The sequence below is a fragment of the Corynebacterium sp. UMB0012 genome, from assembly GCF_030216265.1.
In the GTDB taxonomy this organism is placed as follows: domain Bacteria; phylum Actinomycetota; class Actinomycetes; order Mycobacteriales; family Mycobacteriaceae; genus Corynebacterium.
Window position 1 is genome coordinate 1 of record NZ_JASOKQ010000086.1, and the last position, 308, is coordinate 308.

Annotated in this window: 1 pseudogene; it reads left to right on the forward strand. The window is 34.4% G+C overall.

Annotated features, from left to right (window positions below):
- Window positions 1–308, forward strand: a pseudogene (locus QP324_RS11965) (alpha/beta hydrolase); the annotation flags it as partial.

Sequence of the window (308 nt, forward strand, 5' to 3'; positions counted from 1 at the left end):
TTGGCAATTAATCAACCTGATATAGTTCATAAACTGGTCTTGGCGGTCACCATTTCAGAACCCAATAATACAAGTAATACAACCATTAAGCAGTGGATTAGTTTAGCTAAAAATAATCAGCTGAAGGAGTTAGTATGGGATTCATTTCAACGATCTTATTCTACTCACTATATCCATAAACATCATCACCTGCTTAAACTACTTGCAACTATTACTAAAGTTAAAGAAGTCGATAGATTTATCATTTTAGCCCAGGCAATCTTGAATTTTAATGTTGCAGCTCAACTGACCAAAATTAAGTGCCCAGT